Origin of the sequence: Nocardioides marmorisolisilvae (assembly GCF_003725775.1) — a bacterium.
Taxonomy (GTDB): Bacteria; Actinomycetota; Actinomycetes; order Propionibacteriales; family Nocardioidaceae; genus Marmoricola; species Marmoricola marmorisolisilvae.
The window spans coordinates 402,746-426,530 of record NZ_RJSG01000001.1 but is presented as its reverse complement, the minus strand read 5'-3'; the positions used below and the strand labels follow the sequence as shown (position 1 = coordinate 426,530).

Here is a 23,785-nt window from a genome sequence, read left to right as displayed (position 1 = left end):
AGGCTCTATCCTCGGGACACGAGCACGCGTCACCTCCGGTGGGGAAGCCGGAGAGCGTGCCCTGGAAAGTGCGGTGCGTGATGGGTTCGAACCTGTCCGGAGACATCTCCGAGGTGAAGTTCCTGACCATTGCCGAGGTTGCTTCGGTGATGCGGGTTTCGAAGATGACGGTTTACCGTCTGGTGCACGGTGGCGAGCTGCCGGCCGTGCGCGTGGGTCGTTCGTTCCGCGTCAGCGAGAACGACGTCAACGAGTACCTGCGCAACAGCTTCTTCCAGACCGGCTGAGGCCCTCTGCGCCACAGCTTCATCGAGTCGGACGTGAGTGCGCTCACGTCCGATTCGTATGTCCCCCTGCGTGCAAGTAGGCTGAGGCCTTCCAAGCCGTAGTAGAAAAGGTCACCCGTGGGTTCAGTCATCAAGAAGCGCCGCAAGCGTATGGCGAAGAAGAAGCACCGCAAGCTGCTCAAGAAGACGCGCGTCCAGCGTCGTCGTCTCGGCAAGTAACCGCTTCGGCGAGAAGTTTCAGGGGACTCCTGTGGGCCGTGTCGTTCTCGTCACCGGGGTCGCTCGCGACCTCGGTCGTCGGTTCGCGCGCCAGCTCGCAGCGGCGCCCGACGTCGACCGCGTGATCGGTGTCGACGTCCAGCCGCCCCGGGGAGACCTGGGCGCGGTGTCGTTCGTCCGCGCCGACATCCGCAACCCGGTGATCGCCAAGGTCATCATGCGCGAGCACGTCGACACGGTCGTGCACATGAGCGTGCTGCCGTCCTCGGGCTCCGGCAGCAGCAGTGCCGCCAAGGAGCTGAACGTCATCGGCACGATGCAGCTCCTCGCTGCGTGCCAGCAGTCCCCGGACCTCGAGCACTTCGTGCTCAAGTCCAGTACGTCGGTCTACGGGTCCTCGAACCGCGACCCCGCCATGTTCACCGAGGACATGGCGGCCAAGCGCGTCGGCGGCTTCGGCTTCGTCAAGGACATCAACGAGGTCGAGAGCTACGTGCGCGGCTTCGCGCGCCGTCGCCCCGACGTCCGGACGACCACCCTGCGCACCGCGAACGCGCTCGGCCCGGGGCTGAACACCCCGACCGCGGCGTACTTCAAGCTGCCGGTGATCCCGACCGTCCTCGGCTTCGACCCGCGGATGCAGTTCCTCAACGACACCGACCTGATCGACGTCCTCGAGCACGCGACGCTGACCGACATCGGCGGCACCTTCAACGTGGCCGGCGACGGCGTGATGATGCTGTCCCAGGCGATCCGTCGCCTCGGCCGCCCCGCCCTGCCGCTGCCGGGCTTCGCCGTCGGCCCGCTGGGGTCGGCGATGCGCCAGGCCCGGGTCGCGGACTTCTCCCGCGAGCAGGTCGCCTTCCTCGCCTACGGCCGTGGTGTGGACACCACCCGGATGCGCGAGGTCCTCGGTTTCAAGCCGTCGCGGACCACCGAGCAGGCCTTCGGTGAGTTCGCCGCCTCGATCGAGCCCGGTGTGGTCTCCGAGCGCCGGGTACGTGCCGCTGAGAACGCCCTGGTCGGCGCTCTGGGCGGGAACCGTGACACCACGACCTCGGGAGAGCTCCATGGGTGACGCAGAGATCATTCCGATCGGTACCCGCGGCAAGCCCGGGCGCGGCACCGGCAGCGCCAAGCCTTCCTCCTCGGCCCGCGGTCTGGCGCCGAAGGCGGCCACGAAGACGGCCACCAAGAACCCCACGCCCAAGCCGCTGATCGACCCGATCGGCCAGGGCGTCTTCGACGCACCGTCCGGGCAGGTCCCGGCGCCCCGCACACCGGCCGAGGAGGTCGCCCGCGCGGTGCACCCCGCCGGTGCGCGTACCGCGGAGCGTCAGCCGACCGCCGGCATCCCCGCCGTCGACTGGCTGGCCGGCTTCACCAGCGCAGCCGTCGAGGTGTTCGGAGCGGACTGGGAGCCCCGCCTGGCGGCCTTCCTGGCCTTCCTGCGCCGCCGTCTGACCGGTGACTACACCGTCGACGAGTACGGCTTCGACGCCGAGATCACCCAGTACTTCTTCATGGCTGCGATCCGCCCGGTGGCGGAGAAGTGGTTCCGCATCGAGGTCCGTGGCGTGGAGAACATCCCGTCGACCGGCGGTGCGCTGGTCGTCTCGAACCACTCCGGGACGATCCCGGTGGACGGCCTGATGACCGCGGTCACGATCCACGACCACGCGCACCGCTTCCTGCGCCCGCTCGGCGCCGACCTGGTCTTCCGGATGCCGGTGGTCAGCGAGATCGCCCGCAAGGGCGGCGTGACGCTGGCGTGCAACGAGGACGCCGAGCGGATGCTCAAGAACGGCGAGATCGTCGGTGTCTGGCCCGAGGGCTTCAAGGGCATCGGCAAGCCCTACAGCGAGCGCTACAAGCTCCAGCGGTTCGGTCGCGGCGGGTTCGTCTCGGCGGCCATCCGCACCGGCGTACCCATCGTGCCCACGTCCGTGGTCGGTGCGGAGGAGATCTACCCGCTGGTCGGCAACATCCCCTCGCTGGCCCGCCTGCTCGGGGTGCCGTACATCCCGATCACGCCGTTCTTCCCGCTGCTCGGGCCGCTGGGTCTGGTCCCGCTGCCCTCGAAGTGGATCATCGAGTTCGGCGAGCCGATCCGCACCGACGAGTACGACGCCGGCTCGGCCGACGACCCGATGCTGGTCTTCAACGTCACCGACCAGGTGCGCGAGACCATCCAGCAGACGCTCTACGGGCTGCTGATGCAGCGCAAGTCCGTCTTCGGCTGACGACAGATACCTGAGCGCGCAACTCACCAGGTTTCGACACGCTCGGTCTCGGCTTCGCAAGCTCAGCCGAGCTCGCTGCTCAACCACCGACGATCTGATCCGCTGACGCGGCTCAGATCACGGCAGCAGGCCGTGCAGCGTGGTGTTGACCGTCGTGGTCAGCGGAGCGGTCACGCCACCGGTGGCCTGGTCAACCTGCCCCAGAAGCGCGTCAACTCCGGACGTGAGTCCGGAGAGCGCGCCGTTCAGGGATCCCGTGGGATCGCCAGGATCAGGAAGCGTGACGGGAGGCCCGTCGCCACCGGGAGTGACGGACGGAGGTGTGACGGTTCCCGGCTTTCCGGTCACGGAGTGCTTGATGTTCTTGGCGGCCTGGTCTGCCTTGTGCGCCAGGTCGCTGTTGCGGGCGGCCTCGGCGGCTGCCTGCTGGGCCTGGGTGATCGGGCCGCTGAGCAGGCTGTCCAGTGCCTGGGCCGAGGTCACCGCGACAGCCGCGCTGCTGGCCTGCGGACCGCAGCTGCCGCAGAGGGCGCTGGCCTGCTGGTCGAGGTCGGAGAGCATCGTGCGGGCCGAGGCGAAGGCCGGCTTCGAGCCGTTCGGCGCCTTGTCGGACAGCTGGTCGAGCTGGTTCAGCTGGGAGCCGAGCATCGTCCGCAGGCGGGTGATCTCCTGCGGGTCGCCGTTGCGCTGGTAGGCGACGAAAAGCAGGTCGGCTCCGTTGGTCGCGCTGCGCTGGAAGGAGCTCAGCGTGTGGTTGATCTCCGAGGCCGAGCTGTCGGAGCTGATGAGGCCGTCGACCTCGTCGAGACGCGTGCTGGCCTGGCGGAGCAGGTCCTGGCCCTTGCCGGAGTCGCTCGAGTTCAGGGAGACCTGGGCGCTCTCGATTCCGCGCTTGAGCGGGTAGAGGGCGTCACCGGGCAGGGAGCTCTCGGCAGCGGCAGCCACACCGGCGGTGCCGCCGATGACGACGAACGCGGCGGCGGCGATGCTGATCCGGCGCTGGCGGCGGTTGCTCGGGGCGCTCAGCGGCAGGACCGGAGCGAGCTCCGCGTCGGCCGGCAGGAGCAGGGTGTCAGCGGCGTCCATCAGCCGCATCCGCAGGTCGGCGACGAAATCGGCACGCGGCGCAGGGATCTCCTGCTCGCGAAGCACGTCAACCGTGGAGAGGAGCTCGGCGTAGCGCTCGGCTACCGCCCCTCGCGGTCCGTCGACCACGCTGGCGAACTCCTCAGCGGCTCTGCGCGCCGGGTTCAGCCTGATCATGAGGTCAATCCTGATTCGTGGGAGGGTGAGCACGGCCTTCCCGCGTGGGTGCTGCGGTCCCCCGTGCTTTCGTACACCAAGTCAAACGACGCGCCTCCCGCGAGGGTTACGCGTGATCCACAAGACATTCTGCTCATGACTCACGCTCCGCGGCGGGAATCAATTTCGCCAGATTCCGGACACCCCGCAGCTGGAGCTGCTTCACGGCGCCGGAGCTGCGGCCCAGGATCTCGGCGGTCTCCGCGATCGAGAGGCCCTGGAGGAACCGCATGATCAGGCACTCGCGCTGCTCGGTGGGCAGTTCGCCGAGGGCCTTGAGCAGTGCCTCGTTGGTGAGCGAGGACAGCACCTCGATCTCCGGGGACTCCGAGGTGGTGTCCAGGGTCTGCATGTCCTCGGTGGTCTGCTCGAGGCGCGTGCGACCGGCCTTGAAGTGGTCCGCGGTCAGGTTCCGGGCGATGGTCATCAGCCAGGCGCCGAAGTCCTTGCCCTGCCAGCGGAACGAGTGCATCGACCGCAGCGCCCGGAAGAAGGTCTCCGCGGTGAGGTCCTCGGCCAGGGTCATCGAGCCGACCCGGTAGTAGAGGAACCGGTAGACCGAGGGCTGGTAGTGGTCGTAGAGCTGCCCGAAGGCCTCCTTGTCGCCGTTGCGGGCGAGCTCGACCAGCGCGATCAGCCGGGTTCCGACGGCCTCGTCCTCGGCGGATGATGCCGCCAGGTCGGCGTCGCCGTGGTCCTCAGGGGGGTTGGGGACCGGGGTGAGGCCGGGACCCTTCTCGCCCGCGGCGTGCCGACGGTGGGAACCGACGGTGGCGGAGCTGAGCAGGATGCGGTCGTCGTAGAGCCAGGAGGGGAGCGAACCGCCGCCGGAGACGGCGAGAACGGGGGTGGCGGAGACTTCTGCCAGGGCACGTCGGAGCGCCGCGAGACCGCGCGCGTACTCCCGACTCACGCCCATCGACAGATTCTCCCTCCCGGCCCCCCGCCAGGTATGACCTCGTCAGGATAGACGTCAGCACAGATGTTTGGGAACGAGTTCGACAAATCGGTCGAGCCGGGAAGATCGGTCCAGACCAGTCTGGATCGGCGAGCTAGCTCAGGCGCTTCCGGATCGCCGTACCGGCCGCGACCGAGCCGACCGCCGCCCCCGCGACCGCCGCCGTGAAGACGCCGGCGCGTGCGGCCTTCCGGCCGGTCCGGTAGTCGCGGATCCGCCAGCCCTCGGCCTTCGCGTGGGCGCGCAGCTTGGCGTCCGGGTTGACCGCGCACGGGTCGCCGACCAGGGACAGCATGGTGAGGTCGTTGTAGGAGTCCGAGTACGCCGAGCAGCGGGACAGGTCGAGCCCCTCGCGGGCGGCCAGCGCCAGCACCGCCTCGCCCTTGGCCGGACCGTGCAGCATCTCGCCGACCAGCCGTCCGGTGTAGACCCCGTTGATGTGCTCGGCGACCGTGCCGAGCGCGCCGGTCAGACCCAGGCGGCGAGCGATGATCGTGGCGATCTCGATCGGGGCCGCGGTGACCAGCCAGACCCGTTGCCCCTGGTCGAGGTGCAGCTGGGCCAGCGCGCGGGTGCCCGGCCAGATCCGGTGCGCCATCGCCTCGTCGAAGATCTCCTCGCCGAGCGACTCGAGCTCCTCGGTGGTGTGGCCGGCGATGAAGGCCAGGGCAGCGGACCGTGCCTCGGCGACGTGCTCGGGGTCCTCGACCCCGACGACGCGGAAGTAGGCCTGCTTCCAGGCCGCACCGACGATGTCCTTGGTGGTGAAGAACTTCCTGCGGTGCAGGCCCCGTGCCAGGTGGAAGATCGAGGCGCCCTGCATGACCGTGTTGTCGACGTCGAAGAACGCGGCACTCGTCTCGTCCGGCCCGACGTCGAGGCTGTTCTCCACCTCGGCCGCAGCCGCGGAGGCCTCCCCTGCGAGCCGGGAGCGGCGCTTCAGGTTCACGGGTGTCGGACGGTTCGGCGGCGTCACACGTGAAGCCTATTGCGTCCTCGGCGTACACGGCCCAATCACCTGTGCAAGGATCCAACGATGGAGACCACCGTCGCCGATCTCCTGGCTGCCGCGGCTCGTGCCGAGCCCTCGAAGATCGCCCTGTCCGAGGCTGCCACCGGCCGCACCGTGACCTGGGCCGCGCTCGACGATCTCGCCGACCGGGTCGCCCACGGACTGCAGACCGCGGGGATGATCGCCGGCTACCGGGTGATGATCGCGGTGACGAACCGGATCGAGTTCGTCGCGACCTACCTCGGCGTCCTGCGCGCCCGCATGGTCGCCGTACCGATCAATCCGCGCAGCGCCACCGGCGAGGTCGTCCGGATGCTCGTGGACTCAGGCTCCCGGATGGTCCTGGCCGACGGCACCACGATCGGCACCGTGCGCGGTGCGGTCGCGGGGGTCAACGCTGCCCTGGCCGGCTCGGAGAACGACGGCGTGCGTCCGCGCATCGTGAGCGTCGGCACCACGCTCGAGCCCGGCGAGCGTTCCTGGGACCACCTGGTGATGGAGACCGGCGCCGACCTTCCGGGGGAGACCGACCCGGAGTCGCTCGCCGTGCTGCTCTACACCAGCGGAACCTCGGGTCGCCCGCGCGCCGCGATGCTCAGCCACCGGGCGCTCTCGGCGAACATCGAGCAGGCCGCCGCCGTGGTGCCGCCGATGATCAACGGCCGCGACGTCGTCCTCGGCGTGCTGCCGCTGTTCCACGTCTACGGCCTGAACGCCGTGCTCGGGCAGGTGCTGCGCCAGCACGCCCGGATGGTGCTGGTCGACGGCTTCGACCCCGAGGGCTCGCTGGACATCATCGAGGACGAGGCGATCTCCGTGCTGCCGGTCGCGCCGCCGGTCTTCGCCTACTGGATGCAGCTCTCCAGCATCGAGGACAGGTTCGGGCCGGTGCGCACGATCCTGTCCGGCTCGGCGCCGCTGGCCCCCGAGCTGACCGAGGCGTTCAGCGCCCGGACCGGGCTGGAGATCCAGCAGGGCTACGGCCTGACCGAGGCCGCACCCGTGGTCACCTCGACCCAGTGCAGTGCGGAATCCGACCCGCGCTCGGTCGGCGCGCCGCTGCCCGGCATCGAGGTCCGACTGGTCGACGAGGCCGGCGGGCGCCCCGAGGACGACGATCCCGGCGAGATCCACATCCGCGGCCCGAACCTGTTCTCCGGGTACTGGCCCGACGGCGCCGACGGACCGGACGCCGAGGGCTGGTGGGCCACCGGGGACGTCGGCTACCTGAGCGCGGCCGGGGACCTGTTCCTGGTGGACCGCCTCAAGGAGCTGGTCATCGTCTCGGGGTTCAACGTCTACCCGAGCGAGGTCGAGGACGTGATCACCGAGCTGGCCGACGTGGCCGGTGCCGCGGTGATCGGCGTCGACGACCCCGAGACCGGGGAGGCGGTGGTCGCCTACGTGAAGCCGGTCGGCGAGGTCGACCCCGACGAGCTCGCGGCCCGGGTCAGCGCCCACTGCGCCGGCCGGCTGGCCAGCTTCAAGCGGCCCTCGGTGGTCAACGTCGTCGAGGCGCTGCCGATGACCGGCACCGGCAAGGTCGCCAAGGGCCTGCTGCGGGCCACCGAGCGCCGCCGGGCTCTGGGGCTGCTGGAGTGACGACGTCCCGGGTCCTGCTGTACTCCAAGCCGGGCTGCCACCTGTGCGACGACGCCCGGACCGTGATCGCTCAGGTCTGCGCAGACCTCGGCACCGGATTCGAGGAGGTCGACATCACCACCGACCCCGCCCTGATGCACGCGTACGGCGAGCAGATCCCGGTGACGTTCGTGGACGGCGCCCAGCACGACTTCTGGCGGGTCGACGAGCAACGCCTCAGAACGGCGCTCACGCGGTAGCACACCCCGCCGAGTGGCAAACGTCTCACCCGTGCTAGTTCAGTTTGTTCGCACGTTCACAAACTCTTATTGTGTTTGGGCTGACGTCTTTCACCACAGGTTCCGTATGACGAGCCCGGAGGCGTCGCTGGAGAGTTGACCGTGAGCCCTACGCGCATTCCTGAGGCGACAGTCGCGCGCCTTCCGGTGTACCTGCGGGCACTCAATTCTCTCCTCGACTCCGACATCCGGTCGTGCTCGAGCGAGGAGCTGGCGACCGCCGCGGGCGTGAACAGCGCCAAGCTGCGCAAGGACCTCTCCCACCTCGGCTCGTACGGCACCCGCGGCGTCGGTTACGACGTGGAGTACCTGCGCTACCAGATCTCCCGCGAGATCGGCCTGACCCAGGACTGGCCCGTCGTCATCGTCGGCATCGGCAACCTGGGCCACGCGCTCGCGAACTTCTCCGGCTTCAGCTCGCGCGGCTTCCGCACCGTCGCGCTGCTCGACGCCGACGAGAGCCGGCACGGCGAGCTGGTCGCCGGGTGCCCGATCCGTGACTTCGGCGAGCTCGGCCAGATCGTGCGCGAGCACGGCGTCGCCATCGGCGTCATCGCCACCCCGGCCAGTGCCGCCCAGGCGGTCTGCGACCAGATGATCGCGGCCGGTATCCGCAGCGTGCTGAACTTCGCACCGACCGTGCTCTCGGTCCCCGAGGACGTCGACGTCCGGATGGTCGACCTGTCCTCCGAGCTTCAGATCCTGGCCTACCACGAGCAGCGCAAGGCGCCGCACGTCGAGGGCGCCCCGGGAACCGAGGGGGTGGCCTGATGAGCGTGCTCGTGGTGGGCATCTCCCACAACTCGGCGCCGGTCCCGGTCCTCGAGCTGATCGCCCGTGACTCCGACGGCACCGCGAAGCTGATCCGCGACGTGGCCGACAACGAGCACGTCGTCGAGGCCACGGTGCTCTCGACCTGCAACCGCATCGAGGTCTACGCCGAGGTCGACCGGTTCCACGGCAGCGTCGAGGCGATCTCGCGGATGCTGCTGACCCCGGCTCCCGGCTCGCCCGACGAGTACGTCCCGCACCTGTACGTGCACTACGACGACGGCGCCGTCTCGCACCTGTTCCACGTCGCCTCCGGTCTCGACTCGATGGTCGTCGGCGAGAGCCAGATCCTCGGCCAGGCCCGGGAGGCCCTGCGCGTCGGCCAGGAGGCCGGCACCGTCGGACCGGCCCTCAACTCGCTCTTCCAGCAGGCGCTGCGGGTCGGCAAGCGCTCGCACGCCGAGACCGACATCGACCGCGCCGGTCCCTCGCTGGTGGCGTACGCGATCGACCAGGCGACCCGCCACCTCGGCCGGGACACCGACCTCAAGGCGCTGGTCGTCGGCGCCGGCGCGATGGCCGGGCTGGCGGTCGCGACGCTGTCACGCGGACCGGCCTCGTCGGTCGTCGTCGCCAACCGCACCGCCACCCGCGCCGAGCGGCTGGCCGAGGCGTACGGCGGGCGGGCCGTCGGCCTGGACGCGATCGCCGCAGAGGCTGCCGACGTCGACGTGGTCATCACCTGCACCGACTCGACCGGCATCCAGCTCGACGTCGAGCGCTTCCGCGCCGCCCGCGCCGACTCCTCGCGTCCGGTCGCGGTCATCGACCTCGCCCTGCCGCGCGACGTCGACCCCGCGGTCGGCCACGAGCCCGGCGTCGCGCTGATCGACCTCGCCACCCTGGCCACCGAGCTCGAGCAGGCCGGCGAGCGCAGCGAGGTCGCCGACGTCCGCAAGATCGTCGGCCAGGAGCTCCAGGCGTTCCTCGCGGCCCGGCACGCCGCCGCCGTCACCCCGACGGTGGTCGCGCTGCGGACGATGGCCACCGGCGTCGTCGAGACCGAGCTCCAGCGTCTGGCCGGGCGGCTGCCCGAGCTCGACGACGCTGCCCGCGCCGAGATCGAGCAGGCCGTGCGGCGGGTGGCCGACAAGCTGCTCCACCAGCCGACCGTGCGGGTCAAGGAGCTGGCCAACAGCACCGGCGCCGTCTCCTACGCGGCCGCCCTGGCCGAGCTGTTCTCCCTGGACCCCGAGGCCGTCGACGCCGTGACCCGGGTGGAGGGCGTATGACCCTTCGAGGCTCGCAGGCTCGCACCTCAGGGCAAGCCGCAATCCGCATCGGGACCCGCGCCTCGGCGCTGGCCCGTACCCAGTCCGGTCTGGTGGCCGAGCAGCTCTCCGAGGCCACCGGTCGCGACGTCGTGCTCGTCACTGTTTCGACCGAGGGCGACGTGAACACGGCGCCGCTGGCGACCATGGGTGGAACGGGCGTCTTCGTCAGCGCGCTGCGCGACGCCCTGCTGGCCGACGAGGTCGACCTCGCCGTGCACTCGCTCAAGGACCTGCCGACCTACGCGCAGGACGGCATCACCCTCGCCGCGATCCCGACGCGCGAGGACCCTCGCGACGTCGTCGTCGCCCGTGACGGGCTCACTCTCGGCGAGCTGCCGCAGGGCGCGACGGTCGGCACCGGCTCGCCGCGTCGCGTCGCGCAGATCGAGGCCCTCGGTCTCGGCGTCGAGCTGGTCGGGGTCCGCGGCAACGTGGACACCCGCATCGGCAAGGTGACGTCCGGCGAGCTGGACGCCGTCGTGCTCGCCCGCGCCGGCTTGACGCGTCTGGGCCGTCTGGACGAGGTCACCGAGGTGCTCGACCCGATCCAGGTCCTGCCCGCGCCGGGTCAGGGTGCGCTCGCGGTCGAGTGCCGCAGCAGCGACACCGAGCTGGCCGCCCTGGTGGCCGAGGCGCTCGACGACCCGAACACCCGCGCGGCCGTCGAGTGCGAGCGGATGGTGCTCGCCGAGCTCGAGGCCGGCTGCTCCGCCCCGGTCGGCGCGCTCGCCGAGGTGGTCGAGGGCGAGGACGGACCCGAGCTCTGGGTCCGCGCCGTCGCGACCTCCCTGGACGGCGCCCTGGCCGTACGCCGCTCCGCCTCCGGCCCCTACGACGACCCGATCGGCCTCGGCCGCAAGCTCGCCGCCGAGATGGTGGCCGACGGCGCCCACGAACTTCTCAACCCCGCACCGCACAGCTAGAAAGCAAGTGACCATGACTGCATCGAGCACGACTGCCCGCCAGACCAGGTGGGTGTCCTTCGTCGGCGCCGGACCCGGCGACCCCGATCTGCTGACCGTGCGCGCGGCCGAGCTGTTGCGGGACGCGGAGGTCGTGATCACCGAGCTGCCCGAGCACGAGACGCTGGTGCGCGGACTGCTCGGCCTGCCCGAACCGGTGGAGGCCGACGAGGACGCCGAGGTCGAGACGGTCGAGGCGTCCGCCGGTCCGCTGTTCGTCGACGGTGGCTTCGGCGAGGACGGCCAGCCGCTGACCCACGCCGCGCGCGCCAAGGTCGTGATCAAGCACGCCAAGTCCGGCAAGCGCGTGGTCCGGCTGATGGCCGGCGACCCGTTCCTCTACGCCTCGGGCCCCGAGGAGGCGCAGGCCTGCACGAAGGCCGAGATCGGTTTCGAGATCGTTCCCGGCGTCTCGTCGGTCAACGCGGTGCCGGCGTACGCGGGCATCCCGCTGACCACCAAGAACCACCGCGAGCTGACGGTGCTGTCCTGCAGCGGCGCGAGCATCGACTGGTCCTCGTACGCCGACCGCCAGACCCTGGTGCTGCTCTCCGCCGTCGGCAGCATCGCCGACATCGCGCGCGAGCTGATCGCCGCCGGTCGCCCGGCCGAGACCCCGGTCTCGATGACCCGGACCGGCACGGTCACCACCCAGCGCACGCTGGTCTCCACCCTCGGCTCGATCGGTGCCGACGCCCGGGCCGCCCGGATGGAGGCGCCCGCCGTGACTGTCATCGGCCAGGTCGTCGACCTGCGCGACCAGCTCTCCTGGTTCGAGAACAAGCCGCTCTTCGGGTGGCGGGTGCTGGTGCCGCGCACCAAGGAGCAGGCCGCCTCGTTGTCGACCCGCCTTCGTGGGTACGGCGCCGAGCCGGAGGAGGTGCCGACCATCTCGGTCGAGCCGCCGCGCAACCCGCAGCAGATGGACAAGGCCGTCCGCGGACTGGTCGAGGGTCGCTACGAGTGGATCGCCTTCACCTCCTACAACGCCGTCCGCGCGGTGAAGGAGAAGTTCGAGGAGTACGGCCTGGACGCTCGCGCGTTCTCCGGCCTGAAGATCGCCGCGGTCGGTGAGAAGACCGCCGCGACCCTGGCCGACTGGGGCCTGCGCGCCGACCTGGTGCCGTCCGGCGAGCAGTCCGCCGCCGGTCTGCTCGAGGACTGGCCCGAGTACGACGAGGTCCTCGACCCGATCAACCGCGTCTTCCTGCCGCGCGCCGACATCGCCACCGAGAACCTGGTCGCCGGCCTGGTCGACCTCGGCTGGGAGGTCGACGACGTCACCGCCTACCGCACCGTCCGGGCAGCGCCGCCGCCGGCGCCGACCCGCGAGGCGATCAAGGCCGGGAAGTTCGACGCCGTCGTCTTCACCTCGTCCTCGACCGTGCGCAACCTGGTCGGCATCGCCGGCAAGCCGCACGCCTCGACGATCATCGCGGTGATCGGTCCGGCCACGGCGAAGACCGCCGAGGAGCACGGCCTGCGCGTCGACGTGATGGCGCCGAGCCCGTCGGTCGAGGTCCTCGCCGAGGCGCTGGCCGACTTCGGGTCGGCACGCCGTGCGTCGATGATCGAGGCCGGCCAGCCGGTCACCAAGCCGTCCGAGCGTCGCGCTTCGGGCCGTCGTCGGGCGTCGTCGAAGTAGCCTGGAACGCATGACGTACCCGGACATCCGACCCCGCCGCCTGCGACGCACCCCTGCGCTGCGGCGGCTGGTCGCCGAGTCCGGGATCGCACCGCGCCAGCTCGTGCTGCCGCTGTTCGTCCGTGAGGGCGCGACCGAGACGACTCCGATCAGCTCGATGCCGGGCGTCGTCCAGCACACCCGCGAGACCTTGAAGAAGACCGCCAACGAAGCGGTCGCGGCTGGTCTCGGCGGGGTGATGCTGTTCGGCATCCCCGAGGAGAAGGACGCCGTCGGCTCGGGTGCCGTCGACCCGCACGGGATCCTCAACCTGGCGATCACCGACGTGGTCGCCGAGGTCGGCGACGAGCTCACCGTGATGTCGGACCTGTGCCTCGACGAGTTCACCGACCACGGGCACTGCGGCGTCCTGGACGGCGACGGCAACGTCGACAACGACCGCACCCTCGACGTGTACGCGGCGATGGCGGTGGCGCAGGCCGCTGCCGGTGTCGACCTGGTCGCGCCCAGCGGCATGATGGACGGCCAGGTGCGGATGATCCGCAGCGCGCTGGACGCCGAGGAGCACACCGGCATCGGCATCCTGGCCTACTCCGCCAAGTACGCCTCGTCGTTCTACGGCCCGTTCCGCGAGGCCGTCGACTCCTCGTTGCAGGGTGATCGACGGACCTACCAGCAGGATCCGGCCAACCGGCTCGAGGGCGTGCGCGAAGCGAAGCTGGACGTCAGCGAGGGCGCCGACATCGTGATGGTGAAGCCGGCCCTCGGTTACCTCGACGTGCTGTCCGCGGTGAAGGACGCGGTCGACGTCCCCGTCGCGGCGTACAACGTCTCGGGGGAGTACTCGATGGTCGAGGCTGCTGCGGCGCGCGGCTGGATCGACCGCGAGGCCGCGATCCTCGAGACGCTCACGTCGATCCACCGCGCAGGCGCGGACATCGTGCTGACCTACTGGGCGCTCGAAGCCGCCCAGCTGCTCAAGCGCTGACGTTCAGTCAGGCCTTGCCCAGTCCGAGCCAGGCCAGGATCGTGGTCAGCGTGTTCGGGATGACGGCAGCAGCGTCGGTCTCGGTCATGCCCTGAACCTTGGTCGCGCACTTGTTCTTCGCGGCGTCGAGCAGGTGCAGCGGGTCCGGGATCGTCGCGAACTGGCTGTTGCAGAAGTCCAGGGCCTCGGTCAGCGTCGACAGCGTGCTCACCAGCGGCTGGGTGATGCCCCCCAGGCCCTTGGTCAGCGGGTCGGTGATCGGCGCCAGCGGGTTCTTCGGCGCGGTGGGCGTGCTCGGCGTCGACGGCTCCGTCGGGGTGCTCGGCCCGTTGTCCCCGCCGGTCGATCCGCCCGTGCTCGGGCTGCTCGGCTTCACCGTCTTGGACGGCTTGTGGGTCCGGTTCTGGACGGCCGAGGAGTAGCTCGGGGTGAAGACCGTGCCGCCGTAGGTGCCCGACGGGATCGCGGTGTAGTCGCCCTGGCTGTAGGCCTCCATGATGCGGAGCACCAGGTCGACGTACGCGCGGCTGTGGTTGTAGCGGTAGACCGCGGCCTCCTGGCCGGCGCGGTTCGACAGGTCGTCGGTGCCGGAGCAGAGGTACACGCCGGTCGCCAGCGAGGCGTCGTCGATGTCCTGCGGGTTGCGCTGGCCGTCGCCGTCGGCGTCGACCTTGACCGAGGACCAGGTCGAGGGGATGAACTGCATCGGGCCGACCGCGCGGTCGTAGACGGTGTCGTGGTCGAGCTGGCCGCCGTCGGTGTCCATGATCGCCTGGGTGCCGTTCTCGCCGTTCAGCTCCGGGCCGTAGATGCCGGGGGTGCTGACGCCGTCGCTGCCCAAGGTGTTGCCGTCGTACTGGCCGTGGTCGGACTCGACGCGACCGATCGCGGCGATGAGCTCCCAGCCGACGTTGCAGGTCGGGTCGGCGGCGTCGATGATCTGGGCGCCGCGCTGGTAGGCGGACAGGGCGGCGGAGGGGATGCCGCTGGTCGAGGCGCCGGCGACCACGGAGTCGGCGGTGCCGTCCGGGACGCTCGGGGCGATCGAGCCGGGTACCGGCACGCTGGCGGGAGCCTTGATGGCCTGGCTGGGCACGGCGGTGCCGTCGGGGAGGTCGCTGGCCTTGGTCTTGCTTGCCGACGCGGTATCGATACCAGTCAGGCTCGCAGTCCATGCTGCGCACACGAGTGCGAGCGGAACGAGCGTGGCTGCCTTGCTCCTGCGGCTCTTGAGCAGTCCGGTCATGCGGCGAGTTCTCCCTGGTGCGTAATCCGTCCGATTGCGATAAATCGGACGTACCCCTATTCAACGATTATCCCCGTTAAGGGTCACGGTGGGCCAAATGTCTAGTTTCTGCTAGACCAGATGGGCACTGTGCAGGGATGAGACGGGAGGAACCCGGAATCATGTCGCCGAATTGAGGGACCGAAATTCCTTATCCGAATTTCAGGGCCCCTCCCGGTCAGCCCGTGGACCGCGATTCGTCGCTGGCAGGCGCCGTCGGCGAGAATGCCCGGGTGCCCAGGTCCGTGTCCGCAGTTCCCGCTGACGTCCCCGGTTCGCAGGCGTGGTTCGACCGCGCGCGTGGGGTCACGCCGGGCGGGGTGAACTCTCCGGTCCGCGCCTTCGCCGCCGTCGGTGGCACGCCGCGGTTCATGGCGTCCGGAGCCGGCGCCTGGCTGACCGACGTGGACGGGAACTCCTACGTCGACCTGGTCTGCTCCTGGGGCCCGATGCTGCTGGGCCACGCGCACCCCGAGGTCATCGAGGCGGTCACCCGCGCGATCGCGCGCGGCACCTCCTACGGCACCCCGACGACGACCGAGGTCGAGCTCGCCGCTGAGATCGTCGGGCGCACCCCGATCGACAAGGTCCGCCTCGTCAGCTCCGGTACCGAGGCCACCATGTCGGCGATCCGCCTGGCCCGCGGCTTCACCGGTCGCGACCTGGTCGTGAAGTTCGCCGGCTGCTACCACGGTCACGTCGACTCGCTGCTGGCCAGCGCCGGCTCGGGCCTGGCCACTCTCGGCGTCAGCAGCACCCCCGGGGTCCCGGCGTCGGCCGCGGCGCAGACGATCGTGCTGCCGTACAACGACCGGGCAGCGGTCGAGGCCGCCTTCGCCGAGCACGGCGACGCGATCGCCTGCCTGATCACCGAGGCCTCACCGGGGAACATGGGCGTGGTCCCGCCCGAGCCCGGCTTCAACGCGTTCCTCGCCGAGATCTGCCACCGCCACGGAGCGCTCTTCGTCTCCGACGAGGTGATGACCGGCTTCCGCGTGAGTCGCAGCGGCCAGTGGGGGACCGACGGTGCCGTTGAGGGCTGGACGCCGGACCTGATGACCTTCGGCAAGGTGATGGGCGGCGGGTTCCCGGCCGCTGCTTTCGGCGGCCGCTCCGACGTGATGGCGCTGCTCTCGCCGGAGGGTCCGGTCTACCAGGCAGGCACGCTCTCGGGGAACCCGGTCGCCACCGCTGCCGGCCTCGCGACGCTGCGTCTCGCTGACGAGTCGGTCTACGCCCAGGTCGACGACGTCGCCGCGACGATCTCGAAAGAGTCCTCGGCGGCGCTGACCGAGGCGGGCGTGCCGCACGTGCTCCAGAGCAACGGCAACATGTTCTCGATCTTCTTCGGCGACCTGCCTCCGGTCCGCGACTACGCGACCGCGCAGACCCAGGACGTCGCGGGCTTCAAGGCCTTCTTCCACGCGATGCTCGACGCCGGCGTGTACCTGCCGCCGAGCGCCTACGAGGCCTGGTTCGTCTCCAGCGCCCACGACGACCGTGCCGTCCAGCAGGTGCTGGACGCTCTTCCCGCTGCCGCCACCGCGGCAGCCCGGGTTTCGACCGGCTCGACCAGCGAGGAACGTGCATGACCACGACCACCGTCCACCTGCTGCGCCACGGCGAGGTCTTCAACCCCGACGGCATCCTGTACGGACGCGCGCCCGGGTTCTACCTCTCCGATCGCGGGCTCGCGATGGCCGAGCGCGTCGCCGAGCGGATCGGTGACCGCGACATCACCCACGTGGTCGCCTCGCCGCTGGAGCGCGCGCAGCAGACCGCCGCACCGATCGCCACGGTGCGTGGCGTCGACATCGTCACCGACGAGCGGGTGATCGAGTCGACGAACATCTTCGAGGGCCGCCCGTTCTCGGTCGGAGACGGCGTGCTGCGCCGCCCGAGTGCGTGGAAGCACCTCTGGAACCCGTTCAAGCCGTCGTGGGGCGAGCCGTACGCCGAGGTCGCCGCGCGGATGTGGGCCGCCGTCGAGGACGCGCGCACTGCTGCCGAGGGCCACGAGGCGCTGATCGTCTCCCACCAGCTGCCGATCTGGATCTGCCGGCTGCACGCGGAGAAGCGCCGCTTCATGCACGACCCGCGCAAGCGCCAGTGCACGTTGTGCAGCCTGACGTCGTTCACCTTCGAGGGCACCGAGCTCGTCACCGTCGGCTACGCCGAGCCAGCCGGCGACATGATCCCCGAGGCCGAGCGCCGTGCTGCGTTCTCGTCCGGTACCGGCTTCACGGAGCCGAACGACCTCTCCGCCCAGCCCGGCTCGAACCCGGACGCCGACTGACCCATGCCCCGTTCTGCTCGCGCTCTGCTGCCGCTGGTCCTCGTCGTCCTGACGTTGGCCACCGGTTGCGGTCGCGGGATGACCTGCTCGCTGGACACCGGTTTCCAGTGCGGCGACGGCGCGATCACGCTGCTTCCGCCGGCGAAGCGCAAGCAGCCGGACGCCGTGACGGGCACGACGCTCACCGGCACGACGGTGGCCCTGTCGCAGTTCCAGGGCAAGGTCGTGGTGATCAACGTCTGGGGTTCGTGGTGCGGTCCGTGCCGGTCCGAGGCGGACGACCTGGCGCTGGCGGCGAAGGAGCTCCTGCCCCAGGGCGTGGTCTTCCTCGGCATCAACACCCGTGACAACAGCCGGGACACCGCGCTCGCCTTCGTGCGCAAGCACGCGATGCCGTACGACTCGATCTTCGACCCGGGCGGCCGAACCCTCGGCTCCTTCCACCGCACGCTCAGCCCGAACGCGATCCCGAGCACCGTGGTGATCGACGCCCAGGGCCGGGTCGCTGCCAGCATCATCGGTGAGGTCACCAGTGCGCGCACGCTGATCGACCTGGTCGACGAGGTCCAGAAGTGATCCTGCTCGAGACCGGGAGCTGGCTGCGCCAGACGATCAACGACGGGTCGCTGCTGCTCGCGATCCCCGTCGCCCTGGTCGCGGGCCTGGTCTCGTTCTTCAGCCCGTGCGTGGTGCCGCTGCTGCCCGGCTACCTCTCGTACACGACCGGGCTCGCCGGCGCAGACCTCGAGTCCGCGAAGCGCGGCCGGATGCTCGCCGGATCGCTGTTGTTCGTGTCCGGGTTCTCGTTCGTCTTCGTCTCCTACGGCGCCCTGTTCGGTGGCCTGGGCGACTGGTTGTGGGAGTACCAGGACCAGATCACCTACGTCCTCGGCGCGGTGATCATCCTGCTCGGCATCGCCTTCCTGGGCGCGGTCCCGTGGCTGCAGCGCGACTGGCGCTTCCACCGCGTTCCGGCCGTCGGGCTGGCGGCCGCTCCGCTGCTCGGCGTGATGTTCGGTCTCGGCTGGACCCCGTGCATCGGGCCGACGCTGGGCGCCATCACCAGCCTGTCGCTCAACGAAGGCAGTGCGGAGCGCGGCGCGCTCCTCAGTGCTGTCTACTGCCTCGGACTGGGCGTGCCGTTCATCGCTGCCGCCCTGGCCTACCGGCGCATGCTCGGCACCGTCCGCTGGGTCCGCAAGCACCAGGCCTGGGTCACCCGCATCGGCGGTCTGATGCTCATCGCGGTCGGTGTCCTGCTCGTCACCGGCTGGTGGGACGCCCTGGTCGGTGACCTGCGCGGCTGGGTCTCCGGAAGCACCGTGGGGATCTGATGAGCGAGCCGACGAGCAGCGACGACACGTCCGGCGTTCCGGCGTACGGGCACACCCGCGACACCGAGACGGGGGCGGCACCGCTCGCACCCAAGGAGTTCCTGCGCTGGACCTGGCGGCAGCTGACGTCCATGCGGACCGCGCTGATCCTGCTGTTCCTGCTGGCCCTCGGCGCGATCCCGGGATCGGTCATCCCGCAGGACAACGTCGACGCGCTGCTGGCCGCGCAGTGGCGCCGCGAGCACACCACGCTGGCGCCGATCTACGAGAAGCTCGGCCTGTTCTCGGTCTACGACTCGGCCTGGTTCGCGGCGATCTACCTGCTGCTGATGATCTCGCTGGTCGGCTGCATCCTGCCGCGCACGCGGGTCTACCTGCGGGCCGCGCTGGCACGACCCCCGAAGACGCCGCGGAACCTGTCGCGGCTGCCGGAGTACCGGACGTTCACCACCGACGACGAGTCGGACGCGGTTCTCGAGCGCGCCCAGGCGGCACTGCGCGGCTACCGGGTCGACCGGCACGACGACTCGCTGTCGGCCGAGCGCGGCTACCTGCGCGAGGCCGGCAACCTGTTGTTCCACCTCTCGGTGCTGATCGTGCTCGTCGGCTTCGCGAGCGGCTCGCTGCTCGGCTACAAGGGCGGTGTGATCGTGGTGACCGGCGGTCAGTTCGCGAACGTCGCCAGTCAGTACGACGAGTTCGACCCGGGCACGTTGTTCGACGACAAGAACCTGAAGCCGTTCTCGTTCAAGCTCACCGACTTCAAGGTGAACTTCATCAAGCAGGGTCGCGAGATCGGGATGGCGCAGAAGTTCTCGGCCGGCCTGGACTACCAGACCGGCCCGAACGCCAAGCAGCAGCACACCCGGATCGAGGTCAACCACCCGTTGTCGATCGACGGGTCGAAGGTCTACCTGATCGGCCACGGCTATGCGCCGAACGTCACGGTGCGCGACGGCAACGGGAAGATCGCGTTCTCCGGTCCCGTGGTGTTCACCCCCGAGGACAGCAGCTTCCGCTCGAGCGGTGTCATCAAGGTTCCCGACGCCGACCCGAAGCAGCTCGGCTTCCGAGGCGAGTTCTACCCGACGTACGGGTTCACCGACGCGACCGGCCCGTTCTCGGCCTACCCCGACGCGAAGAACCCGGCGCTGGTGCTGCTCGCCTACGCGGGTGACCTCGGCATGGACCGCGGTGTGCCGCAGTCGGTCTACGCCCTGGACACCGATGGCCTGAAGCAGCTGACGAAGAGCAACGGCAAGATGTTCCGCGTCGAGCTGGAGAAGGGGCAGACGCAGGCACTGCCGAACGGTCTCGGCTCGATCACCTTCAACGGGGTCGACCGGTTCGTGAAGCTCCAGGTCAGCCGCAACCCCGGGGGCTGGATCGCACTGCTGGGCATGATCCTGGCGCTCACCGGCCTGCTCGGGTCGCTGTTCATCCGGCCTCGCCGGATCTGGGTCTCGGTACGCCGTGAGGGCGGGCGTACTGTCGTCGAGGTTGCCGGACTGGACCGTTCGTCCGGTGGCAACCTCACCGACCGGGTCGATGACCTGGTCGGGTCCTTGGAGGAGAAGAAGGCATGACGCACGACCAGTTCGAGGTTCTGAGCAACCAGGCCATCGCCATCTGCGGTGCGGCGTACTTCGTCGCCCTGCTGCTGCACCTGGCCGAGTGGGCCGCGGGGCGCAGGGTTCCGGTCGACGCACCCGTCGCCGCCACCGTAGGGGCAGGCGCCGAGTCCCGGCCGACCGAGGCCGCCGAGGCAGCGGAGGTCGAGGACCACGACGCCGCGGAGAAGATGGAGCGCTTCGGGCGCTGGGGCCTGGTCGCCACCATCGTCGCTGCCGGCGTCCACCTGGTTGCGGTCGTCTCCCGCGGTCTCGCTGCGGACCCGGTCCGGGTGCCGTGGGGCAACATGTACGAGTTCACGATGACCGGCACGCTGGTCGTCGTTGCCGGATACCTGCTGATGTACCGGCGCTTCTCGCTCCAGTGGCTCTCCCCGGTCGTGACCGGCTTCGTGCTGATCACGCTGATGGTCGACGTGCTGCTGCTCTACACCCCGGTCGTCCCGCTGCGCGACGCGCTGCAGTCGCCGTGGCTGGTGATCCACGTGATCGCAGCGATCACCGCGACCGGTGCGTTCACGCTCGGTGGCATGGCTTCGGTGCTCTACCTGATCAAGGAACGCTGGCTCGAGCGCGGCGGCTCCGAGGCCTCGAACGGCTACCTGGCGCGCCTGCCCGGCCTGAACGAGCTCGACCGGATGGCCTACCGGACGCACGCGTTCGCGTTCCCGGTGTGGACCTTCGCGGCGCTGATCGCCGGCCCGATCTGGGCGCAGGCGGCGTGGGGCCGCTACTGGGGTTGGGACCCCAAGGAGGTCTGGGCGTTCATCACCTGGGTCGTGTACGCCGCGTACCTGCACGCGCGGGCGACCGCCGGGTGGAAGGGCCGCGCAGCCGCGATCATCGCGCTGATCGGCCTGGCGACCCTGTGGTTCAACTTCGTGGGGATCAACTTCTTCTTCGGCAGCGGGTCCCAGCACTCCTACGCCTGATCGTCACACCGGCGGCGGAACCTCGGTGGCCCGCTCGATGAGCGCGTCGATCATCCAGCGCTGCAAGACGCCGACCTCGTCCGGCGCCAGGCCCGCGATGTCGGACAGCCAGACGCGCGTCTCGATCCCGCACACCGCGCGGAGCGCCACGGCAAGTCGCTGCACGGTCGCTTCGTCCAGTGATGCGCGGAGTGGAGCCAGCGCTTCGGCGAACCACGGGATGACCCGCCCCTGCCGGAGCGGGAGCTCGTGCGGTTGGTCACCGAGGGAGAGGCGCAGCATCGCGCGCTGCTGGGGCTCGGTGTCGCGGATGCGCTCGATCACGTAGTCCGCGACCGCGGCGACCCGGTCATCGACCGCTTCCGGCGGAGGATCCGGGAGCGCCGAGGTCGTCTGGGTCTCGGGGAAGGCGGCAGCGAGAAGTTCGGTGCGCGACGGGAAGTAGCGGTACGCGGTCGTCCGCGAGATGCCGGCTGCCTCGGCGACCTCCTCGACCGTCGGGGTGTCCCCGGAATTGATCAGCGCGCGGGCTGCTGCGAGCAGGTGATCCCGGGTGCGGCGCTTCTGACCGCTCCGACCTGATTCGACGTAGCCCGTTGACATGGCCTTTATGGTATGCGAATCTCGTTATGGGACTCCAGTCCCACGAAAGATCGGAGTGTCGCGATGGCGGAGAAGACGAAGGTCGGGCCGGTGGTCCTGCGGGCCGGTGAGGGCGAGAAGCGCTGGTTCTTCGGTGGCGGAGTGTGGACCTGGAAGCTCGACAGCGAGCAGGGCGACATCTCCCTGGTCGAGGTCGACATGGTCGAGGGCAAGTGGACGCCAGTGCACACTCACCCGGTCTCGGAGTCGATGTGGGTCCTCGAGGGTCGGATCGGCTACCGCATCAACGACGACGAGCACGAGATCGGCTCCGGGGACTTCGTGATGGTGCCTGCCGGCGTGCCGCACGCGTTCACGGTGCTGAGCCCGACCGCCAAGGTGCTCGGGATCCAGCCCACCTGCGAGTGCGAACCGTTCTACCGCGGCGCGAGCGAGCCGTTCGAGGGCTCGGCGTGCGCGGTGGACTTCTCCCGGGTCATGCAGAGTGCCGCGGACACCGGCGGGATGCAGGTCGTCGGACCGCCGCCCGCCTGAGGTCAGTCCTCGATCGCGGTCGGGCCGCGGCGCAGTGCTTCGGCCGCGCCCGCCCGCATCGACTCCAGGGCCTCGGGTGCGTGACCGAGCCAGTCGGTGACCTCACCGACGACGCGCAGCGGCTCGAGGCTGCGGAACGACTGCGTCGGGTTGCCCGGGAACTTCTTGTCGGTGACGTTCGGATCGTCCTCGAACTCACCGGTCGGCTCGACGACGTAGATCCGGCCGCGGCCCTCGCCCTGGGCGAGCTCGGCGCCCCAGGTTGCCGCGTCGAGGGTCGCGGTGAAGTAGATGTAGTTCATCACCCGGCCGCGCTCGAAGTTCGACTCCCGTCCCGGCACGAGCAGGTCACCGACCGCGAGATCCGCCTTCGTGCCGTGGAGGTAGACGCCCTCCTCGTAGATCTCGAAAGGGACTGACGGCCGAGGTGCCATGCACCGAGGTTAGCCGCGCAGGTTCTGGGCACAGCAGAAGCGGAGGTGCCTGATGGGCAAGACCGAGAACGAGACGCCGAGCATCCTGGACAACGGCGGCATCGACACCGATGCACGCGCGGGGCGCAGCATGGGGATCGACCTCACCGCTGAGCCGGACGAGGAGACGAAGCGGGAGATCGAGGCCGAGCGGGAACGTCGCCTCGACCCGGCGAACCGGCCCGAGGGGGCCGAGGTCGACAACACCGGCCGGACGTTCGACGTCCAGCGCGGTGAGTTCATCGACGAGGAGGAGCCCAGTCCCTCGGGCGACGAGTCGTAGCCAGCGAACGCCTTCTCGATCGCGGGGATCAGCTTCTCCAGCTCGGCGTCACGTCCGCCGGGTGAACCGCACGTCACCGTTCGGGAGTTCCTGGGTGAGGTAGCGGGTGTCGTGGGCGCGGTGGTGGTGGTGCGAGCAGAGGAGCTTGCCGTCGGCGAGGTCGGTGCGCCCGCCGTGGCTCCACGGCGACCGGAAGTGGTGTCCTTCGCACCACGTCGCCGGCACGCTGCAGCCCTCGGCTCGGCAGTGCTTGTCGCGCACTGCCATCGCCTTGCGCTGGGCCGGGCTGAAGAGCCGGGAGCCGCGGCCGAGGTCGAGGATCTCGGACTTGCCGCCGAGCACGACCGGGATGATCGTGGCGGTGCACGCGAGCCGGCGGACCTCGCCGGCGCTGATCCGCTCGGCCCCGAAGCCGGCGCCGAGGTCGGCGCCGCCGAGGCCTGTGCGGAGTTGGTCGAGGGTGATGGTGACCATCACCGTGGTCGCGTCACCGCCGTGCAGGGGCAGTCGTTTCGGGTCGATGGATTCCAGCAGGGCGCCGAAGGCGAGTCCTTTGGCCTGGTAGGACGGCATCCGATCGGCCAGGCCGGTGGCGTCCCCGGTGGGACGGCGCGGTGAGGTGAAGGCTTGAAGGTAGGTCTCCAGGCGGGCGGCCACGGCGTCGGCGACCCGCAGGCTGATGCGCGTGGTCCCGTCACCGAGTCGCTGGCTGAAGTAGGCCGTCACGCGCTCGGCCCGTGCCTCCTCGCGCTCCAGCGCGATCCGTTCCTGATCCTCGGCGACCTCGGGGGCGACCACCTCCAGGATCCGCCT

The 23,785-nt window shown here is 70.1% G+C and carries 26 protein-coding genes; 19 read left to right on the top strand and 7 right to left on the bottom strand.

Annotated features, from left to right (window positions below):
- Positions 1-80: 80 nt before the first annotated feature.
- From EFL95_RS02200 to EFL95_RS02185, 4 genes are all read left to right on the top strand, one after another.
- Positions 81-287: a helix-turn-helix domain-containing protein gene (locus tag EFL95_RS02200; protein ID WP_123232408.1), complete on the top strand. Its 207-nt coding sequence runs from the start codon at positions 81-83 to the stop codon at positions 285-287.
- A 117-nt stretch (positions 288-404) separates the two neighbouring features.
- A complete protein-coding gene (locus EFL95_RS02195) occupies positions 405-506 on the top strand; it encodes a 30S ribosomal protein bS22 (RefSeq protein WP_081683056.1) in 102 nt (33 codons plus the stop codon).
- Between the two features lie 31 nt (positions 507-537).
- Positions 538-1,584, top strand: coding sequence for an NAD-dependent epimerase/dehydratase family protein (locus EFL95_RS02190; RefSeq protein WP_123232407.1), 1,047 nt, complete (start codon positions 538-540; stop codon positions 1,582-1,584).
- Positions 1,577-2,749, top strand: coding sequence for a lysophospholipid acyltransferase family protein (locus tag EFL95_RS02185; RefSeq protein WP_123232406.1), 1,173 nt, complete (start codon positions 1,577-1,579; stop codon positions 2,747-2,749). The genes EFL95_RS02190 and EFL95_RS02185 overlap by 8 nt, the downstream gene beginning before the upstream one ends.
- A gap of 117 nt (positions 2,750-2,866) precedes the next feature.
- Here the strand turns inward: EFL95_RS02185 and EFL95_RS02180 are convergent, their stop codons facing one another.
- The 3 genes from EFL95_RS02180 to EFL95_RS02170 all read right to left on the bottom strand — a co-directional run bounded on the left by EFL95_RS02180 (position 2,867) and on the right by EFL95_RS02170 (position 5,985).
- On the bottom strand, positions 2,867-4,012 hold the full coding sequence (locus tag EFL95_RS02180) for a DUF5667 domain-containing protein (protein WP_123232405.1): 1,146 nt from the start codon (positions 4,010-4,012) through the stop codon (positions 2,867-2,869).
- Between the two features lie 133 nt (positions 4,013-4,145).
- Positions 4,146-4,970 carry a sigma-70 family RNA polymerase sigma factor gene (locus EFL95_RS02175; protein ID WP_123232404.1) on the bottom strand — a complete coding sequence of 275 codons (825 nt, stop codon included), beginning with the start codon at positions 4,968-4,970 and terminating at the stop codon, positions 4,146-4,148.
- Between the two features lie 133 nt (positions 4,971-5,103).
- A complete protein-coding gene (locus EFL95_RS02170; RefSeq protein WP_123232403.1) occupies positions 5,104-5,985 on the bottom strand; it encodes an HAD family hydrolase in 882 nt (293 codons plus the stop codon).
- A 60-nt stretch (positions 5,986-6,045) separates the two neighbouring features.
- On the opposite strand from EFL95_RS02170, the gene EFL95_RS02165 reads away from it, so the two are divergent.
- The 7 genes from EFL95_RS02165 to hemB all read left to right on the top strand — a co-directional run bounded on the left by EFL95_RS02165 (position 6,046) and on the right by hemB (position 13,601).
- Complete coding sequence (locus tag EFL95_RS02165; RefSeq protein ID WP_123232402.1) at positions 6,046-7,623, top strand: class I adenylate-forming enzyme family protein; 1,578 nt, start codon at positions 6,046-6,048, stop codon at positions 7,621-7,623.
- Positions 7,620-7,862 carry a glutaredoxin family protein gene (locus EFL95_RS02160; protein WP_123232401.1) on the top strand — a complete coding sequence of 81 codons (243 nt, stop codon included), beginning with the start codon at positions 7,620-7,622 and terminating at the stop codon, positions 7,860-7,862. The genes EFL95_RS02165 and EFL95_RS02160 overlap by 4 nt, the downstream gene beginning before the upstream one ends.
- A gap of 186 nt (positions 7,863-8,048) precedes the next feature.
- Positions 8,049-8,672: a redox-sensing transcriptional repressor Rex gene (locus EFL95_RS02155; RefSeq protein ID WP_425463951.1), complete on the top strand. Its 624-nt coding sequence runs from the start codon at positions 8,049-8,051 to the stop codon at positions 8,670-8,672.
- Positions 8,672-9,964: a glutamyl-tRNA reductase gene (locus EFL95_RS02150; RefSeq protein WP_123232399.1), complete on the top strand. Its 1,293-nt coding sequence runs from the start codon at positions 8,672-8,674 to the stop codon at positions 9,962-9,964. Before EFL95_RS02155 ends, EFL95_RS02150 begins: the two co-directional genes overlap by 1 nt.
- Positions 9,961-10,929: a hydroxymethylbilane synthase gene (hemC, locus tag EFL95_RS02145; protein WP_123232398.1), complete on the top strand. Its 969-nt coding sequence runs from the start codon at positions 9,961-9,963 to the stop codon at positions 10,927-10,929. The genes EFL95_RS02150 and hemC overlap by 4 nt, the downstream gene beginning before the upstream one ends.
- Before the next feature lie 13 nt (positions 10,930-10,942).
- Entirely contained in the window at positions 10,943-12,613 is a 1,671-nt protein-coding gene (locus tag EFL95_RS02140) for a bifunctional uroporphyrinogen-III C-methyltransferase/uroporphyrinogen-III synthase (protein ID WP_123232682.1), read from the top strand.
- Between the two features lie 10 nt (positions 12,614-12,623).
- Positions 12,624-13,601 carry a porphobilinogen synthase gene (hemB, locus tag EFL95_RS02135; protein ID WP_123232397.1) on the top strand — a complete coding sequence of 326 codons (978 nt, stop codon included), beginning with the start codon at positions 12,624-12,626 and terminating at the stop codon, positions 13,599-13,601.
- Positions 13,602-13,608: 7 nt separating this feature from the next.
- On the opposite strand, the gene EFL95_RS02130 is transcribed toward hemB, so the two are convergent.
- Positions 13,609-14,847, bottom strand: coding sequence for a lytic transglycosylase domain-containing protein (locus EFL95_RS02130; RefSeq protein ID WP_123232396.1), 1,239 nt, complete (start codon positions 14,845-14,847; stop codon positions 13,609-13,611).
- 272 nt (positions 14,848-15,119) lie between these two features.
- Here EFL95_RS02130 and hemL point away from each other — a divergent pair, with 272 nt between their 5' ends.
- The 6 genes from hemL to ccsB are packed head-to-tail and all read left to right on the top strand — an operon-like array spanning position 15,120 to position 21,079.
- Positions 15,120-16,478, top strand: coding sequence for a glutamate-1-semialdehyde 2,1-aminomutase (gene hemL, locus EFL95_RS02125; protein ID WP_246004752.1), 1,359 nt, complete (start codon positions 15,120-15,122; stop codon positions 16,476-16,478).
- The gene (locus EFL95_RS02120; protein ID WP_123232394.1) at positions 16,475-17,182 is read left to right on the top strand and encodes a histidine phosphatase family protein; all 708 of its coding nucleotides are present in this window, start codon (positions 16,475-16,477) and stop codon (positions 17,180-17,182) included. The genes hemL and EFL95_RS02120 overlap by 4 nt, the downstream gene beginning before the upstream one ends.
- A gap of 3 nt (positions 17,183-17,185) precedes the next feature.
- The gene (locus EFL95_RS02115) at positions 17,186-17,758 is read left to right on the top strand and encodes a TlpA disulfide reductase family protein (RefSeq protein WP_123232393.1); all 573 of its coding nucleotides are present in this window, start codon (positions 17,186-17,188) and stop codon (positions 17,756-17,758) included.
- A complete protein-coding gene (locus EFL95_RS02110; RefSeq protein ID WP_183406981.1) occupies positions 17,755-18,516 on the top strand; it encodes a cytochrome c biogenesis CcdA family protein in 762 nt (253 codons plus the stop codon). The genes EFL95_RS02115 and EFL95_RS02110 overlap by 4 nt, the downstream gene beginning before the upstream one ends.
- The gene (gene resB, locus EFL95_RS02105; protein WP_123232392.1) at positions 18,516-20,102 is read left to right on the top strand and encodes a cytochrome c biogenesis protein ResB; all 1,587 of its coding nucleotides are present in this window, start codon (positions 18,516-18,518) and stop codon (positions 20,100-20,102) included. The genes EFL95_RS02110 and resB overlap by 1 nt, the downstream gene beginning before the upstream one ends.
- Complete coding sequence (ccsB, locus tag EFL95_RS02100; protein WP_123232391.1) at positions 20,099-21,079, top strand: c-type cytochrome biogenesis protein CcsB; 981 nt, start codon at positions 20,099-20,101, stop codon at positions 21,077-21,079. The genes resB and ccsB overlap by 4 nt, the downstream gene beginning before the upstream one ends.
- Positions 21,080-21,082: 3 nt before the next feature.
- On the opposite strand, the gene EFL95_RS02095 is transcribed toward ccsB, so the two are convergent.
- Positions 21,083-21,682: a TetR/AcrR family transcriptional regulator gene (locus EFL95_RS02095; RefSeq protein WP_123232390.1), complete on the bottom strand. Its 600-nt coding sequence runs from the start codon at positions 21,680-21,682 to the stop codon at positions 21,083-21,085.
- Between the two features lie 63 nt (positions 21,683-21,745).
- On the opposite strand from EFL95_RS02095, the gene EFL95_RS02090 reads away from it, so the two are divergent.
- On the top strand, positions 21,746-22,216 hold the full coding sequence (locus EFL95_RS02090) for a cupin domain-containing protein (protein ID WP_183406980.1): 471 nt from the start codon (positions 21,746-21,748) through the stop codon (positions 22,214-22,216).
- A 2-nt stretch (positions 22,217-22,218) separates the two neighbouring features.
- On the opposite strand, the gene arr is transcribed toward EFL95_RS02090, so the two are convergent.
- Positions 22,219-22,650 (bottom strand): NAD(+)--rifampin ADP-ribosyltransferase, encoded by a 432-nt coding sequence (gene arr, locus EFL95_RS02085; protein WP_123232388.1) that lies wholly within the window; start codon positions 22,648-22,650, stop codon positions 22,219-22,221.
- Between the two features lie 52 nt (positions 22,651-22,702).
- Here arr and EFL95_RS02080 point away from each other — a divergent pair, with 52 nt between their 5' ends.
- The gene (locus EFL95_RS02080; protein WP_123232387.1) at positions 22,703-22,972 is read left to right on the top strand and encodes a hypothetical protein; all 270 of its coding nucleotides are present in this window, start codon (positions 22,703-22,705) and stop codon (positions 22,970-22,972) included.
- 48 nt (positions 22,973-23,020) lie between these two features.
- Here EFL95_RS02080 and EFL95_RS02075 read toward each other — a convergent pair.
- The coding region (locus EFL95_RS02075; protein WP_183406979.1) for an HNH endonuclease signature motif containing protein at positions 23,021-23,785 on the bottom strand (765 nt) is incomplete at its 5' end.